13 protein-coding genes are annotated in these 17,305 nt (G+C 28.9%); 3 read left to right on the plus strand and 10 right to left on the minus strand.

Annotated elements, in window-relative coordinates; translation table 11 throughout:
* Positions 1-27: 27 nt before the first annotated feature.
* On the plus strand, positions 28-999 hold the full coding sequence (locus KEC93_RS15795) for a helix-turn-helix domain-containing protein (RefSeq protein ID WP_077867780.1): 972 nt from the start codon (positions 28-30) through the stop codon (positions 997-999).
* Between the two features lie 388 nt (positions 1,000-1,387).
* Here the strand turns inward: KEC93_RS15795 and KEC93_RS15800 are convergent, their stop codons facing one another.
* From KEC93_RS15800 to KEC93_RS15810, 3 genes are read right to left on the minus strand one after another with little or no spacing between them, the layout of a single operon-like run.
* Positions 1,388-2,770, minus strand: coding sequence for an ABC transporter ATP-binding protein (locus KEC93_RS15800; protein WP_077867781.1), 1,383 nt, complete (start codon positions 2,768-2,770; stop codon positions 1,388-1,390).
* Positions 2,767-3,462 carry an energy-coupling factor transporter transmembrane component T gene (locus KEC93_RS15805; protein ID WP_077867782.1) on the minus strand — a complete coding sequence of 232 codons (696 nt, stop codon included), beginning with the start codon at positions 3,460-3,462 and terminating at the stop codon, positions 2,767-2,769. The genes KEC93_RS15800 and KEC93_RS15805 overlap by 4 nt, the downstream gene beginning before the upstream one ends.
* Before the next feature lie 2 nt (positions 3,463-3,464).
* On the minus strand, positions 3,465-4,067 hold the full coding sequence (locus tag KEC93_RS15810; RefSeq protein ID WP_077867783.1) for an MptD family putative ECF transporter S component: 603 nt from the start codon (positions 4,065-4,067) through the stop codon (positions 3,465-3,467).
* A 479-nt stretch (positions 4,068-4,546) separates the two neighbouring features.
* Here KEC93_RS15810 and KEC93_RS15815 point away from each other — a divergent pair, with 479 nt between their 5' ends.
* Positions 4,547-5,548 (plus strand): helix-turn-helix transcriptional regulator, encoded by a 1,002-nt coding sequence (locus tag KEC93_RS15815; protein ID WP_238892668.1) that lies wholly within the window; start codon positions 4,547-4,549, stop codon positions 5,546-5,548.
* A 216-nt stretch (positions 5,549-5,764) separates the two neighbouring features.
* Here the strand turns inward: KEC93_RS15815 and metH are convergent, their stop codons facing one another.
* From metH to KEC93_RS15850, 7 genes are all read right to left on the minus strand, one after another.
* Complete coding sequence (gene metH, locus KEC93_RS15820) at positions 5,765-9,406, minus strand: methionine synthase (RefSeq protein WP_077867785.1); 3,642 nt, start codon at positions 9,404-9,406, stop codon at positions 5,765-5,767.
* Between the two features lie 414 nt (positions 9,407-9,820).
* Positions 9,821-11,221, minus strand: coding sequence for a DUF4179 domain-containing protein (locus tag KEC93_RS15825; RefSeq protein ID WP_077867786.1), 1,401 nt, complete (start codon positions 11,219-11,221; stop codon positions 9,821-9,823).
* Entirely contained in the window at positions 11,218-11,751 is a 534-nt protein-coding gene (locus tag KEC93_RS15830; protein ID WP_017213135.1) for an RNA polymerase sigma factor, read from the minus strand. Before KEC93_RS15830 ends, KEC93_RS15825 begins: the two co-directional genes overlap by 4 nt.
* Positions 11,752-12,311: 560 nt before the next feature.
* Positions 12,312-14,156, minus strand: a complete 1,845-nt coding sequence (locus KEC93_RS15835; RefSeq protein ID WP_077867787.1) for a M56 family metallopeptidase — start codon at positions 14,154-14,156, stop codon at positions 12,312-12,314.
* Between the two features lie 3 nt (positions 14,157-14,159).
* Positions 14,160-14,534: a CopY/TcrY family copper transport repressor gene (locus KEC93_RS15840; protein ID WP_009170362.1), complete on the minus strand. Its 375-nt coding sequence runs from the start codon at positions 14,532-14,534 to the stop codon at positions 14,160-14,162.
* 203 nt (positions 14,535-14,737) lie between these two features.
* Positions 14,738-15,703, minus strand: a complete 966-nt coding sequence (locus KEC93_RS15845) for a tRNA dihydrouridine synthase (RefSeq protein WP_077867788.1) — start codon at positions 15,701-15,703, stop codon at positions 14,738-14,740.
* A gap of 21 nt (positions 15,704-15,724) precedes the next feature.
* Positions 15,725-16,480 carry a molecular chaperone DnaJ gene (locus tag KEC93_RS15850; RefSeq protein WP_077867789.1) on the minus strand — a complete coding sequence of 252 codons (756 nt, stop codon included), beginning with the start codon at positions 16,478-16,480 and terminating at the stop codon, positions 15,725-15,727.
* Between the two features lie 240 nt (positions 16,481-16,720).
* On the opposite strand from KEC93_RS15850, the gene KEC93_RS15855 reads away from it, so the two are divergent.
* Complete coding sequence (locus KEC93_RS15855) at positions 16,721-17,263, plus strand: TetR/AcrR family transcriptional regulator (protein WP_077867790.1); 543 nt, start codon at positions 16,721-16,723, stop codon at positions 17,261-17,263.
* The last annotated feature ends 42 nt before the right edge of the window (positions 17,264-17,305 follow it).

Raw genomic sequence — 17,305 nt, forward strand, 5'->3', positions numbered from 1 at the left:
GTGCTATTGCTATAAAGGAGAATTTATATGAAAAATATTTTAAAGGAATTACATGAACCATGCCTCAATCAATATGGTTTTGAAAGAGTTGAAAATGTAGAAGGCTTTAATGATATAGGAATGTGTTATAAAGTCTCGTCTGATATAGGCAAAGGTTATTATTGGGTTTATGCAAAAGAAAATCTTTTTTCTATATCAATCCATGATCTTGTTTTATATGAAGATTATTTTATGAAATACCAGCAGCCAAGATATCTCAGTATAAGTTATTATGATTCCGTCTCTGGAGAAGAGTTAAAACCTTATAAAAGAATTAATGCTAATTGTATACGCAGCCGCATTTCTGAAAATGATTTATATCAGGCTATATACCATAAAAGCATCCCTATTAATTCTATAGATATCGATATTTCGCCTGATTATTATGAAGAATATTTAAATAATAAATATCCAAAAGGCTTCCAAAATTCGAAAAATGCATTTTTAAATATTGATGGTCTAACAGATTTTCCAGAATTAATATTTTCTCTTAGGCAAATAAGAAATTTTAAAGGCTGCGGAGATGTTGCCGCCCTTTATTATGAAGGTAAAGTAGCCGAAATCATCTCATTAATTGCCGAAAAAAGCAAATCTTTAAATGACCTAAAAATGGAAAAAACCTTATCAAAGCAGGATATTGAAAGATTAGAATCTGTACGTGCATATATTGATGACCATTTTGCCTTTGAAATTTATTTGGAAGACTTGGCCAAAATTGCTTATATGGGCACAACTAAATTAAAATATTCGTTTAAAAAAGCATACCATTGTACAATTACAGAATATATTCAAAACAAAAGAATGGCACAAGCTGAACATTTACTCAGCAACACCGATTTTACAATAAGTCAGATTGCACAAATTGTCGGCTATAACCATTTTGGACGGTTTTCTAATTTATTTAAGCGCTCTACCGGTTTACTGCCTTCTGAATACAGAAAACTGGTAACAAAAAGTTAAAAACATAATGCTGCTGCTTAAAATATTCTCTTTAAGGGTGCAGCATTTTTGTTATAGATAGACAACCGGTATTTCTTTGTCTATAAAATTTATGAAAATAGACACACTTAAACAAGCCTTATAAAAAGGCTCTGTATTTTATATTATTGTTAAAAAAAGCTATGGTATGTATGCAAAAGATGTTGGTAAAATTTATTGGAAATATGTATTAAAAAAATGTTGGTAAAATATATTAAAAATTGACAACATCTTTTTAATACATCTAAGAGGCTTTTGGGATGATACAAAGATGAATGAGGCACTGTGAATAAAGCACCATGACTAAGAATTATGAATAAATCATTCGTAATTAATATTTAATGGAAGTTTTAATTAACAAAATTTTTGATCAATTACAGGTCTGAATTACTCTGTCACATGTGATTTCTAAAAACTCTTCATCATGAGTTACTATGAATATAATATGCCCCTCTTTTGATAAACTTTTAATAAGCCTACTGACCGTACACATATTTTCATAATCCAAGCCGCTTGTAGGTTCATCAAAAATCAAAATCTTCTTATCTGCTAATATACCCGTAACAATAGCAAGCCGCTGTTTTTGCCCGCCTGATAATGCCATAGGGTGATTTTCTTTATACATCTCCAAATTAAATTCTTTTAATAAACTTAATACTCTATTATCTTCTACTTTCTTTTTTGATAACTTACATTCATCCCACACACTTTCTGCAAAAAGCTGATGATTTACATCCTGCATAATCATATAACAAACTTTGTTTCTTTTCTTTGGAGATAAAAAGATTTCATTGAGCTTTATCTTTCCATCACCTTCTTTAATTAAACCTGCTAAACACCTCATCAATGTTGTTTTTCCAACTCCATTATTGCCCAATACCCCAATAACTTCGCCTTCCGCTGCTGAAAAATTCATATCTTTAAAAATATACTTTTTATCATTTTTATATGATAATCCTGATACGATTAAATTCGGTTTAGCTGTTTTTAAATGATTTGAAAGTTTGGTTACTATGGGTTTTATTGTTCTAAGGCCCATTTTTATCCTCTGATTTTCATCTAACTTTAAAAATTCTTCTCTTTTAAATACTTGAGATACCTCACCATCTTCCATATAAATAACCTTATCTATTAAGTCAGCTAAATAATAAATCCGATGTTCTGCTATAACTACTGTTTTTCCACTTTCTTTTATTTTTTTAAGCTGCGATTTCAATATTTTTATAGCATTTATATCAAGATTAGCTGATGGTTCATCCAAAACATAAACCTCAGGATTCATTGCATATATTGCTGCAAAAGCAAGTGCTTGTTTTTCACCGCCTGACATTTTGAAAATATTTCTTCCTAATAACCTGTTTATTTTTAAATCACTAATCGTGTCAGAAATCCTATTTTTAATGTATTCTGGATTCATTCCTTCATTTTCTAATCCAAAAGCCAATTCACTATCAGAATCTATATTAAAAAACTGAGATTTAGGATTTTGAAAAACAGATCCTATCTTTGAAGATAATTCATACATTTTTGAATCTGCAATATCCATTCCAGCTGAAATAACCTTTCCTTCTAACACGCCTTCTATAAAGTGTGGAATTAGCCCATTAATAACTTTTGTTAATGTTGTTTTTCCACATCCACTTTTACCACATAACAAGACACATTCCCCTGATTCAATATGGAGATTTATGTTTTTTAGATTGTATCGGCTTTTTTCTGAATACTTAAATGAAACATTGTTAATATCTATCATAAAATACCTCCCAAATGGAGCATTGAACCTGTGATAAAAATAACCCCTATCCCAATGCATAAATAATCTTGCAGATGAAAACTCATATCAACAGAACTTGTTTTTGGTTTTGGATTTTCAATTCCTCTAGTGATTGCAGCAGCACTTAATTCTTCTACCGTATTAACCGCTGAAATTAAAATTGGTACGTAAATACATTCTACTTTTCTTCTTAATCCTCTTACTCCTCTCATTTTCATTGCATCCCTTATATGCAGAATCTCCTCTTTTATAGCTGGAAAATAACGTATTGTGATGGATAATGGAATAATGACCTTTTGAGGAATATTCCATTTTCTTAGCGATAAAATAATCAATCGTACTGGTACTGTTTTTATTATTAATTCTCCTATCATCATACACGGAAGAAGTTTTCTAGCATAAACAGCTAAAATCGAAAACATGATTGCTAAAAAAGTCGGCATGATTTCTATTAAATAATATTGAATAGCTAATAATATTATAAAAAATACGCACCACTTTATGGCTGATTTTATGCACCCACAAAAACATAGTAATATTGCAATTGCTATTATTTCAGATGCCTCTATATACACAAAAGAATTTGTAAATGCGACTATATTTGCAATAAATATAAGTAATATTTCCGTCCTTGGATCAATACTCAAACATTTTTTCTTTAGTCTAGACATATTTAAATAATCCCTGCCTTTATAAAATGTTTTTTTAGCATGCTTCTGCCAATTATCCCACCTGCTAAGGCTAATATAAATGTTGAAATTATCATTCCAATTAACATTCCAAAAGAAGTGAGATTCCTCAATCCATCTACGTAACTACTAGACATTCCCTGCTCAATTATAGATTCAAAGAAACTATTTCCAAATAACCAAATTGGAAGTGGTGAACCTACCATCCCAAGAGAAAACACCGCATATGCTATTAAATTTCCTGTAAAACTTTTATACCCAAACATATATCGAATTAATTCTGCAATAATACTTGAACTTGCAAAAGTTACTAATAATACCACTGTAAATTGTCCTGTTGCAAAATAAATGATTGCTGTGATTGCTGCCATAATCACTACAGGTCCAAATTTTTGAACTTTTTCTATCATCAACATAAAAATAACTCCACTAAGCAGTGCAATCAATGCAGGCATAAATATCCATATAATCGGTGAAATCCCACCACAAATCATAATAATAAGATTAACAACAAAATAAATTGCAGAAAATACACCAATAGTAACTAAGTCTTTAACTTGTAATTTACTCTTATCTTTTTTTAACATTTTTCTTTCCTCCCTATACCGTAGACCATTCTAATTCTTTAATATTAAATTAACTTCATTTAATAACTTAATAAATCCTAAACATTTTTGTAAACATCATATAAAATCGCCTTATTTTAATCCTAACTGCTCAATATCTTTAATAACAATTTTTTTAGATTCATATAAAGATTAAACTCCTTGCAACTACTTTTTATAATTATGTATTAAATTCTCTATAAGTTTGAATTTACATGAAATAAATGTTAAAATATACAAATGATTCATTTGATTTCTTATTTCAAATGATAATGATAATTAATTGTTTTGTCAAAATGTCTTACAAAAGGTTATATTCTTAAGGCATTTGAATGAATCACTTATAAAATAAGCTTTTTTAATACTATCCACATATACCAGCGTGATATTGAGGGATAATTATAAATAAAAAAAAGATATATTGGGACTTTAATGTAATATTTATATACTTTTAGAATGGAGTGATTAACTTGAAGAACAAGAACCAAATAGACACAATATATAGAAAAGGTTATGGCAATTTAGCTGAACAACTTTCGTTTAAAAAGACTACTCAAAATGAGGAACAAATTTATGAAGTACCAATAAAAAATGGAACAGGTTATATTTATCAAATAAATCCTGCTCCTGGGGTTTTTATTTCTATGTGTGATTGGGTAGCATATAAAAAAATCGAATATCATTACCAAGTAAATCAAACATTCACTGAAATCTATTTGCTAGAATCAGGTAATATCTCTTTAGTAATGAACGGTAAAAAAACATATTCAATACCGTCTGGTGTGAATGTTTATATAAATAATACATCTCAAGGGCGTATATGCTACAAACCTAATATCCCAATAAAATGCATATGCATATTACTTTTTGATGATTTCATAAGAAATAATATTGGGAATAAATTTATCGATAATTATATAAATTTCGAGAAAACTTTTAGTTCAAAATCTATTAACTATAATACTCCTGAAATAACTCTGCTCTTTTTACAAATAAAACAGAAACTCTTATGCCGCGAAAAATCACGTTTATATTATGAGAGTAAGATTGGTGAGCTATTATCTATAATTAGAAGCAACTTTAATAAAGAAGAAGAACGACTAAAATCTATTCACAGTAAATTTCCTTTAAATGAATTAAAAAGATTGGAACTAGTAAAATTGGCACTCGATCAAAATGTAGCCAATCCTCCTGAAATTGATCAATTATGTAAAATAGCTGCTATGGGTAAAACAAAGTTAAGGGAATCATTTAAATTATTTTTTAATATAACAATCGGGGGATATATTCGTCAGGTTAAAATGAAACATTCATTAACACTAATGTCAAACAATCAGCTATCTATTCAAAAAATTGCTGCTAGCTTAGGGTATTCTAGCACAAGTAAGTTTTCTATAAGCTTTAAAAAGATTTATGGGCAATCTCCTTCTGAATATCGTAAAAATATTCTCTTAACTTCTTAAAAATAATTCTTGTAGTTAAATCTAATGAAAATAACCCACGAAAGCTAAAATTGACATGATACCTTTATAATAATAGTATTCAAGGTACATTCCAAATTAGATTTTCGTGGGTCTTTTTGTTGTAAGAGAAAGATATCAAAACCTGCTAGCAGGATTTCTCATTACTTACCTACATCTATTAATCAATTAATCTAAATGAGTGTAATTTTTAATATATCAATCTATAATTGTATACATAAGCTTTTTAAGCTCACCTTTATCTCTGCCATTCCTTTGAGCATAATCATCAAACTGATCATGATTTATTTTATTAATGTCAAAGTATTTAGCATCTTTATTTCCAAAGTAAAGACCACAGGTACTTGCAGTAGGTGACATCATATAGCTTTCAGTAAGTTTTACATTAAGTTCTCCTTCTTTATCAAGCAAGTTAAATAATTTAACTTTTTCTGAATGATCTCTAAGTGAAGGATATCCTATTGCAGGCCTTATTCCTCTATATTTACCTTTAAATATTTCTTCGATGGATAAATTTTCATCTGGCGAATATGCCCAAGATTCTTTTCTCACTTTTTCATGAACATATTCTGCAAAGGCTTCTGCAAGTCTATCTGCAAGTAAAATAACCATTGTTGCACCATAATCATCACCAGAGGCTTTAAGCTTATCTGCGTATTCTTTTGCACCTATCCCACCTGTTGTTATGAAAGCACCTATATAATCCTTTATTCCAGTATCTTTAGGAGCTATGAAATCAGATAAGCACATATATGTATTATCTTTTTTCACTTCTTGCTGCCTTAAAAGATTAAAGTTAATCATTTCAGAATCATTATAGACTTCAATATTATCGCCTACAGAATTAGCTTCGAAGAGACCAAAGGCTGCATTTGCTTTTAAAATATTTTCACTCTCCATTTTATCAAGCATTTTTTCAGCATCAGCTAATAATTTCTTAGCCTCTTCACCGTATTTTGCATCTTCAAGGATTTGTGGATATGTCATTCCCATATCCCAAGCGATGAAGAAAAAGCTCCAATCTATATATTTTCTTAATTTCCCTATAGGAAAATCAATAAATTTCTTTATACCTAACATTTTAGGCTTCTCGATTTGCTCTTTATCCCATTCTTTCTTGAAATTATTTTCCCTTGCATAATCTAAAGTGACAAATTTTCTAGGTACTTTGTTAAATGTTTCTCTTAAAGTTTCATATTCTGATTCTATCTTATTAAGATATTCTGCTTTTTTATCCTTATTTAAAAGAAGTTTAGCAGCTTCAACAGCTTTTGACGCATCAGTTGTATGAATTACTCCACCAGAATACTTAGGTGCAATTTTAATTGCTGTGTGAGCCTTTGATGTTGTAGCTCCGCCAACCATAAGTGGAATTTTAAATCCTTGCTTTTCCATTTCTTCTGCCACATTTGACATTTCTTCTAAAGATGGAGTTATAAGGCCGCTTAAAGCAATAATATCTGCATTTTCTTTCTTAGCTGTCTCTAAAATAATTTCAGTAGGAACCATTACCCCAAGATCTATAACTTCAAAGTTATTACAAGAAAGCACTACTGACACAATATTTTTACCTATATCATGAACATCACCTTTTACAGTTGCAAAAACTACTTTTCCAGCACTAATGCTTCCACTGCTACTTTTTTCCTCTTCTAAATATGGTCTTAAAACTTCTACAGCCTTTTTCATAACTCTAGCACTTTTTACAACCTGAGGTAAGAACATCTTACCATCACCAAAAAGCTTACCAACTTCATTCATTCCATCCATAAGAGGTCCTTCTATTACTTCTAAGGATTTACTATATTCTGTTCTTACCTCTTCTACGTCTTCTTTAATATATTTATCTATACCTTTTACAAGGGCAGTCTTTAATCTCTCTTTGACATTTTCATTTCTCCAAGCTTCCTTATTTTCTTCAGCTTTATTATCTACTTTATTATAGGTTGCTGCAAATTCTAAAAGCTCATCTGCTGCATTTTCGCTTTTATTAAAAATAACCGCCTCTACTTTTTCAAGTAAGCCTTTATCAATTTCATCATAAATTTGTATCATTCCAGGGTTTACGATCCCCATATCCATTCCATTTTTTATTGCATGATATAAAAATACTGAGTGCATAGCTTCTCTTATTACATTATTACCTCTAAATGCAAATGAAAGATTACTTACACCACCACTTACTTTTGCATAAGGTAAATTCTCTTTTATCCATTTAGTTGCATTAATAAAATCTACCGCATAATTATTATGCTCTTCTATTCCTGTAGCAATTGTTAAGATATTAGGGTCAAATACTATATTTTGTGGAGGGAAATTAACTTCATTTACTAAAATATCATAAGCTCTTTTACAAATACTTATCTTCTTTTCATAAGAATCTGCCTGCCCATTTTCATCAAAAGCCATAACTACAACAGCTGCTCCAAAATCTCTTATAATGGACGCCTGTCTCTTAAATTCTTCTTCTCCTACCTTAAGACTTATGGAATTTACAATTGGTTTTCCTTGAATGGCTTTAAGTCCAGTTACAAGAACATCAAACTTAGAAGAATCAATCATTACTGGAACCTTTGAAATTTCAGGCTCACTTGCTAAAAGCTTTAAGAATTTATCCATCTCTTCTTTTGCATCTAAGAGAGCATCGTCAAAGTTAATATCAACTATTTGTGCTCCATTTTCAACTTGATCTTTAGCTATAGATAAAGCTTCTTCATAATTCTTTTCTCTAATTAATCTTGCAAATTTTGCTGAACCTGCTACGTTTGTTCTTTCACCAATATTAATAAAGTTATTTTCCTTATTTGCTCTAAGAGCTTCTAAACCACAATAAACTGTTTCAGTTTCAATGTCTGGTATCTTTCTAGGTGAAATATCTTTTATAGCTTCACTTACTGCTTTTATATGATCTGGTGTTGTACCACAACATCCACCTACAATATTAAGACATCCGTCCTCTGCTAAACTTTTTATTAAAGCTGCAGTTTCTTCTGGCTTTTCATCATATTCCCCAAAGGAATTTGGAAGTCCTGCATTAGGGTAAACACTTATGTATCTATTTTGAGTTCTTGAAAGATATTTTACAAATGGTATCAAATCTTTTGCTCCAAAGGAACAATTAAGACCTATTGCAATTATACTTTCATCTACCATAGTATTTGCAAAAGCTTCTAAAGTCTGACCTGAAAGAATTCTTCCACTTTTATCTGCAATAGTTCCAGAAATTATTACAGGTAAGTTCTTGCCTTTTTCTTGAAATCCTTGCTTTGCTCCCATAAGAGCAGCTCTTGCATTTAATGCATCAAAAATTGTTTCTATGAGAATTAAATCTACTCCTCCATCTATAAGCCCTAAAACTTGTTCTTTATAAGCCTCAACTAATTCATCAAAACTTATATTTCTATAACCTGGATTTTCAACATCAGGTGATAAAGATGCAGTTTTATTTGTAGGTCCAAGTGATCCTGCTACAAAACGCGGTTTATTTGGATTTTCTGCTGTAAATTTATCTGCAGCTTCTTTTGCAAGCTTTGCACCTTCAAAATTAAGTTCATATATTTTATCTTCCATTTCGTAGTCTTTTTGAGATATACTCGTACTATTAAATGTGTTAGTTTCAATTATATCTGCACCAGACTCCAAATAAGCTTCATGAATTTCTCTTATTATATTAGGATTAGTGAGATTTAAAATATCATTATTTCCCTTTTGATTACAAGAGATGTTTAGATTGCCCCTATAATCTTTTTCCTCTAATTTATAATTTTGAATACAAGTCCCCATAGCCCCATCTAGTACTAGTATTCTTTTTTCTAATAGCTCTTTAATTTGTAAATTCATCAAGTTTCCTCCCCAAATTGTTTTATATAAATAGTCTAATAGGTTTTTATTAGTATCAAAAATTTATGTAATTTTCTTCTATACTTAAGTAAGCCCTAAAATAAACACTAATAAAAATAAACCTATATTTTCTTATATCAATTTTAAATGATTTACTATAAAGAGTCCAATTATTTTAATATTTTATTAAAATAAAATAGGTATTATCTATCGTAATCCTAAATGCTTTATCTAAAAAAAAATGGAGGTGCCTCTTCTATAAACTTAAGAGACACCTTCAAAAATATGGTTTCAATGCACAATTCACAATGCACAATTCACAATGCGCATTTCGAAATTTACTATTACATCTAAAATTCTAGAAATATTTTTAGAATTATCATAAAGAATTATTTTTCCAATATATATAATCTACTATTTAATTTTTATTGTGAATTTTTCATCACCATAAACTTCAATAGATTTTGATTTATCTATAGTTTTAACAGAATAGTCTCCATCTTTAATTTCTTTATCACAAGTAATTGCATACTCATCAGTATCTGCATTATAAGTAGTAGCTTCTTTTTGTTCTTCAAAATTATAATCATCACTAAATGAAATTATATTTTCACCAGTTTTATTATCTACTATTTCAATCGGGGCTGCATTAACTCCATATCTTGATTTATAATAAATCTTTGTTTTTCCATCTTCAATATTCACTTTAGTAATAGTCATATATTCTTTTCCATCACTGGAATATAACTTTGTTTCTCCTTTTAAATTTAGTTTTTCAGTAATATTATTCTCAGTTTCATGGCTATCATTATTTTTATATTTCCATGGTATAAATGTTAGGTAATCAGTATCATCATAGATTTCTTTAAAACCATTACTGAAATACATTATATAATTTCCATCTTTATCACCTACTGCCTCTTCTGACTTGTTTTTAATATATCTTCCTTTATTATCAAATACAGCAAAAGATAATCTATCAGCATTTTCTTTATCATCCATACGTGTTCCTTGTATCACTGTATTTAGTGGTGTTGTAATAATTTTGTTTATATGATATCCACTAACTATATTACTTAAATCTATATCACACTCCTTTTCATTCACTTTCCCATTAACCTTTTCACTACTTACAGGAATATTAAAGTTCCAAGTTCCTTTAATAGGATTCTCTAGTCCTATTTCATCTATATCTAAATTTAATATAAATTTATCTGGTATCTCTACATATCCACCCAAGAAATGTTCATTTTGAAACTCCTTAGACATTGAATTATGTTTTAACACATTGTACTCTATAGAACCAACAAAGGTTTTATTATCATTCATAAACTTTCCTGTTCCACCTGCACTAAAAGTCGTTTCCTTTCCATTTATTCTTAATTTTGCTCCTGGAAATCTTGGAGTATCTTGTATTTCCTTTTCACTTTCAATAGTATAGAATATTGATAATTGAACTTCATCGTATACCACTTTATCAATAGTCATCTTTAAGCCGCTACTTTCCTTAGTTATGTTTAAATCAGAAGCATATTCATCATAATTTTCATAGGTTTTGTTGCTAAACATTTTAAATATATTCCCTATAATAGGAATATTGCTTGCATATGTTGGCATGGCCATTCCAAGTAATAGTGTTACCCCTATACAGCTTACCAATATGCAGCAAGCTTTCTTTATAGTAAATCTTTTCTTATTTATTTTGCTAAGTGTACTATCAATCTTTTTATTAATATCATTTGGTACATAATTAATTTCATCCTTTAGCTTTTTCCTTATTTTATCATCAAATAAATCATCATTTAATTCTATCATATCTCCACCTCGCCCATTATTTCTCTAAGTTTTGTTCTTGCCCTTGTGAGTCTAGATCTAACTGTTCCATCTGAAATTTTCAGCAATTTTGCAATATCTTTAGTACTCATATCCTCAAAATAAAATAGTACTGTTGTCACTCTTAACTCTTCGCTTAATGAATTTATAGCCTTTGTCAAATCAATATTTTCATAACTATCATTATAGATCTCTGTATCGCTATTTTCAGATAAATAAGTAACTCTCTTACCTTTTCTTAATATTTGTGTACATTCATTAATTAAAATTTTAATCAACCAAGTTCTAAAGTACTCATCTTGTTTCAGAGAATTTATCTTTTGAAATGATTTTATTATTGTATTTTGAATCGCATCTTCAATATCCACTGTATCCTTTAAAATCCCTCTGGCTACTCTGTAAATATTTAATCTATTTTCATCTATAAGAGCTAAAAAAGCTTCTTTGTCGCCTTTCTTGGCTTTAGATACTGTTGACTTTTTCCTATAATCAAAAAATGATATCAACTCCATCTTTTTCCTCCTTAATTTATACTACCTAGCTAAGTATTACAATCATTAGATGGGGTAGAAAACAAAAATGTTCCCATGAATTTTAAAAAACCGCTAAATCTTTTCCATAATACTCTCTTGCTCTTCCGTTCCTGTAACTTTTCCATAAATTCTAATAATATGATACTACATTTTTCTATTGTAAATGGTAAGAAATCTTTACATAAAAAATAGCCACTCTATAGATGAACAACATTAAATTTAGACTTATTATGTGAACATATTTCCATATTCACTATATATAATTGGTTATCTTAATTAGAAATCATAAATATATTTGTGTAGAAAACATTTGAAAATGAGCTGCTAAGATTCTTAGTTGTAGATTGTTCCACTTTAGCTTGTCACGCTGAAAGCGGGAGCATGCTAAAGTGGTGAAATCTGCAACTTAGAATCTTCAGTGATATTTTCATAGCTTTTCGGAACAAAATATTTATGATTTCGGTAAGTTACCACATAAATCTAATTTTATATTTGGATATCTATACGAACGGCTATTTTTTTAAAGTTATTCTGTTTTATTATTTAGCTTGCTTCAAAACATAGTACCAAGGAGTTGCTCCTCTTTCTATATAATCACCATTTTTCCATTCAAAGAACATATACTTTGAACCGTTTATTTCTTTTATTATATATTTAGAAGCAGTTTTATCACTAGTATTTAAGACTAGGTCTTTTGTCCAAGTTATATTTTTATTCTCTATTTTACCATTTTCATCAAAGATTAAATTATTTAAATATAAATCTCCATTCCATGACTTTTTCTCTGGATTAAAGTTATTTATATCTTCCACAAAGTCAACGCTATCCCATTTTCCAATTACTTCAGGATCATTAATAAAAGGATAGTCAACTTTATCAGCTCTCGTTTCAACTTCATTACCAGACATATTAGTATTGAGTGATGGTGTAGAACTAACTTTTTTCAATACGTAATAGCAAGGTTTCTCTCCTCTAATTGTATAATCCCCGCTCTTCCATTGAAAGAACATATAAGTTGAACCATCAATATCTTTGATTACATAACTACTGTCAGTTTTGTCAGCATCATTAAGAATGTGATCCTTAGTCCATGTAAATACAGTTCTTGCTACCTTCCCATCTTCTGTAAAATTTAATTCTTTAACATATAGATCACCTTTGAATTTCTTATCATTTACATTGAAATCTTCTATGTTTTCAACAAAATCTACACCTTGCCACTCACCTATTATATTAGGATCATTAACAAAAGCATAATCAATTTTATCTACATTTACTGCATTACTTGCTCCATTTATATTTGCAGATGCTTTTGCATCAGTAAGTGCAATACCGCTAATTACAAGTAGAGATGCAACTGCCATTGCAGAAAATCTATAGGCCTTTTTATTAAAAACTTTTATCATAACAATTCTCCTTTTTACTTCAGATTTATTATTTACTATGGAAGTTGCCCCAACTAAATGAACTGACTTTGAAAAATGTTCTATTAAATTTATGATTGTAAATCCATATTCCGCAACTTCTTCATCTTCCGTATAAGAAAGTGCAAGTGAATCACAGCATATTTCCATATCCTCTTTCATCTTTCTAAGACCATAATGAATAATTGGATTAAACCAATAAATAGTCTTTAAAAAAATTATTATCCAGTTTATAGCTATATCTTTACGTTTAAAGTGAGATAATTCATGAAGAAATACATATCTTAATTTATCAACAGATATTATCTTATGAATATCCTTTGGAATTAGAATCATTGGATTAAAGTAACCCAGTAGTGCTGGCGTCTTTACGCTAGAAGTCTCAACTAGCAGTATATCTCTTTTAATTTTCATTTTATTTTGGCAATATTTTAAAACATCTAAAAATTCTATGTTATTTTGTATGGACTCGCTACTTATTTTATTTCTTAGTTTTTTATATGCAAATAGGATATATGTGAATATAAACACTGCTCCCATAAGCCATATAAAACTCAATATAGTTAAACTTGATAAACTATACCCATTAATTTCGTTATTGCTAAAATCAATGGAATTTATAGTTCCTAGGATAACATCATGATTAGACATAGAACTAGATTGGCCGCTACCCTTTTCTAACATACTTCCAAAATGTACTTCCTTATTAGGAATTAATAGCAATATATTTTTTCCTAATTTATTTATAAGATTAAACATGCTTAAAGTGCTCTCAGGAAGCTTAAATATGGTTAAACGCAGTATTACTAAAAACCATAATGCATACTGAAACTTTATACCTATTCTCTCTTTGTAAAATCTTCTAAAAATTAAAATTAAACAAATCAATATGCTACCAGTAATAGATGTTTGAAATATTATTTTAAATAGCTGATCAAGATAATTAAAATACTCGTACATACACTACTTATTCCTCTCGTCTAATATCCTTTTAAGATCATCTATATCTTCTTTGCTTAAATCACTTTCTTTTATAAAACTTACTAGCATATTTTTAATAGCTCCATTATAAACTTTACTTAAGAACGTTTGATTCTCTGCACGTATGCATTCATTTTCATTTACAATTGGATAATATAAGTATTTTCTACCTTCTTCTTTAAATCCAAGTGCATTTTTGCTAACTAGTCTGCTTATTAATGTCTTTATTGTTTTAGGCTTCCAATCTTTTGTATCTTCTAATGCCTCAATAATTTGATTTGATGTGCGTGGTGAATCTGTCCAGACAATTTTCATAACTTCCCATTCTGCCTCAGATATCTTAGGTATTTCTCCCATAACTTTCACTCCTCTTTTTTGTATTACAATTGTAATCTACAATTAGAATACAACTGTAATCCTTAATTGTCAATATATGTTTTGAATAAATTTCAGATTAAATATCAATACTATATACGTATCTATTTTAGAATATCTTTTAATTTTCTGCCCAATTAAATAGACCTGATTTCAATATTACTATTAAAATCAGGTCTTATTTTTTATTGCTTATTATAAAACAATCCAGCTTCTTTTATAATTTCTTGCTCTGTAAATAAACTTTGCACAGCTTCAGTATAATCGCTTAACTTTTGTGCACTTCTTATTTTTTTAGCGTATTCTTTATTATCTGAAAATATGTAAATCATATATCCAAATAGTTCTTTCATTCTATTTATTGCATATACATCTTCTGGAAACACCTCTATATATCTATTTAAAATTTCATCATGGAAATCTTTTAATATATTTTTGCTTGTATTAATATCATTTTTTATTATGCTAATCAACCCTGGATTAGCAAGTATGCCTCTTCCTAGCATTACTGTATTTACCTCAGGAAAATCCGCTACTAATTTATTATAATCATTAATTGTGAAAATATCTCCATTGTAGCATACTGGGTTATTACTTAGTGATAAGGCATCTCTAAATACATTTAAATTAGGTTTATTTCCATAAAAATCTTTTTGTGTTCTAGGATGAATAATTAACTCTTCCAAAGGATATTTATTGTAAATTTTTATTAGCTCATAAAATTCTTCTGGATTATCTTTTCCTATTCTAGTTTTTATAGAAATCTTAATATCATCCATCTTGAATATTTCCTCTAGAAATGAATCTAGTTCTTTCCTTTTTGCCAAAAATCCTGAGCCCCTGCTCTTTGAAACAACAGCCTTAGCAGGACATCCTAAATTTAAGTTAACTTCGCTATACCCTAATTGTTGCAACTTTCTAGAAGTATTAATGAAGCCTTCTGCATCGTTAGTAAGTATTTGAGGTACTATATTCATGCCTTTATTATTTTCAGGCAAGACATCTACAAGCTCCTTAGTCTTAAGACTTCTACTTTCATTTGGAACAATAAAAGGTGTAAAGTATTTATCCACATTTCCAAAAAACTTTTCATAAGAATTTCTATATATATATTCAGTAATTCCCTCCATGGGCGCTAAATAGTATTTCATTTAATAACTCCTTTATGTATCCTAAAAAACAAAGCCTTTTAATACATCATTTATGGTTTGTAAAACTTTTAATAATAACTTTAAGATGTATGGTAAGAAAAATGATGCTAATAATACTGCACCAGCCAAAATTAATATATTATAATTTATCGCTTGTCCCATTTTAACCTGATATAAGTGTATGGCTCCCACAGATATAGATCCAACGATTAATACTTTAGTTGCTATCCATGAAATTATGTTTATAACCTGTAATACTGCTATTATTACTGATAATACAACTATAAATGGAAACGCTAATATCTTAAATGGCAGCATAATCAAATTAAATGCCTTTTTACTATCATTTTGCGATTTCTTTTCGGCTGCTCTTTGTTTTCTTCCTTTTTCCTCTTTATCATCGTTTAAGCTATTTTTTCTCTCTTTATTTCTTGAAGTTTCTTTTCTCTTTAGATTATTACTTTTCCCTCCAGAACCCTTTGCCTTACTTCTAGAATTACGCCTACTTTTAGAATCTTCATCTTCATTACTATAATCTTTTTCTTTTTGTATTTCTTTTGGATTTATAGCTACTGTTAAATTTTCTTTAACCGATTGATTTTCCTCTAAGCTGATTAAAGCTTCATAAGCCTCATCAAATATCTTTAAGAATTGATTAAGTCTTTTTTCATTAACCACTTCTTTTCTCATTTTCTCTACTTGCATTTCATAGGCTTTTTTTATCTCTTCCTTCGATGCATTCTTTTCTACGCCTAATAACTTATGGTAATCTGTCATTACTTCTCTCCATTTCTTTAAATTAGGATAATCCTATTTTAACCTTAGTACTCCTTAAAGTATTATACTTAAAATTATAATCAATTTAAAGCACTGACTTTATACAATTCTATTACAATTATCTATTTCAATTAGGATTTATTAATACTTTTATGTAATTATAGCCAAACTACTTAATATATAATGATTAATTTATTTGACATGCGCTAATCATAACTGCTTACTTGGAGGTTTTTTATTATGGAGCAAAATAAAGTAGATAGACGTACACGAAAAACTAAGAAAGTTTTAATAGAAGCCTTAACAAAACTTATGTCTGAAAAGAAAATAAATAAGATTACTGTTAAAGAACTTACTGACTTGGCTGATGTTAACAGATCAACTTTCTATCTTTATTACAATGATATATATGATATGTTAGAAAAAATCGAAACAGGATTATTCAATGATTTTACTGAGGCTTATGACAAATTTTCAGAAGAAACAGCCTCCTATGATAATTTATTATCATTTTTAACTTATTTACTTGAATTCATAAAAACCAATGCAGATATGTTTAAAATATTACTTGGCCATGATGGAGATTATGCTTTTATAGAAAAATTCAAGAACTTTATAAAATATGCTAATTTACCAGTAAACAGTTCATTTTCTAAGACAAAAGCCTATTATTACATCCCTTATACAATCTCAGGGTTTATTGGAGTTGTACAACAGTGGCTTAATGATGATATGAATGTTCCACCTAAAGATTTAGCTGCTACCATAATAGAAATGTTCTAACTTAATATTATCTTTATAATCTCTCTATTCCAATCATCAAAT

The organism is Clostridium beijerinckii (assembly GCF_018223745.1).
Lineage (GTDB): Bacteria > Bacillota > Clostridia > Clostridiales > Clostridiaceae > Clostridium > Clostridium beijerinckii.

Excerpts from the sequence above, each read along its gene's own strand:
- KEC93_RS15850 (WP_077867789.1), bottom strand. The coding sequence starts at position 16,480 with ATGACAGATTACCATAAGTTATTAGGCGTAGAAAAGAATGCATCGAAG.
- KEC93_RS15835 (WP_077867787.1), bottom strand. The coding sequence starts at position 14,156 with ATGTACGAGTATTTTAATTATCTTGATCAGCTATTTAAAATAATATTT.
- KEC93_RS15840 (WP_009170362.1), bottom strand. The coding sequence starts at position 14,534 with ATGGGAGAAATACCTAAGATATCTGAGGCAGAATGGGAAGTTATGAAA.
- KEC93_RS15845 (WP_077867788.1), bottom strand. The coding sequence starts at position 15,703 with ATGAAATACTATTTAGCGCCCATGGAGGGAATTACTGAATATATATAT.
- KEC93_RS15795 (WP_077867780.1), top strand. The coding sequence starts at position 28 with ATGAAAAATATTTTAAAGGAATTACATGAACCATGCCTCAATCAATAT.
- KEC93_RS15855 (WP_077867790.1), top strand. The coding sequence starts at position 16,721 with ATGGAGCAAAATAAAGTAGATAGACGTACACGAAAAACTAAGAAAGTT.
- KEC93_RS15805 (WP_077867782.1), bottom strand. The coding sequence starts at position 3,462 with ATGTCTAGACTAAAGAAAAAATGTTTGAGTATTGATCCAAGGACGGAA.
- metH (WP_077867785.1), bottom strand. The coding sequence starts at position 9,406 with ATGAATTTACAAATTAAAGAGCTATTAGAAAAAAGAATACTAGTACTA.
- KEC93_RS15830 (WP_017213135.1), bottom strand. The coding sequence starts at position 11,751 with ATGGAGTTGATATCATTTTTTGATTATAGGAAAAAGTCAACAGTATCT.
- KEC93_RS15825 (WP_077867786.1), bottom strand. The coding sequence starts at position 11,221 with ATGATAGAATTAAATGATGATTTATTTGATGATAAAATAAGGAAAAAG.
- KEC93_RS15800 (WP_077867781.1), bottom strand. The coding sequence starts at position 2,770 with ATGATAGATATTAACAATGTTTCATTTAAGTATTCAGAAAAAAGCCGA.
- KEC93_RS15810 (WP_077867783.1), bottom strand. The coding sequence starts at position 4,067 with ATGTTAAAAAAAGATAAGAGTAAATTACAAGTTAAAGACTTAGTTACT.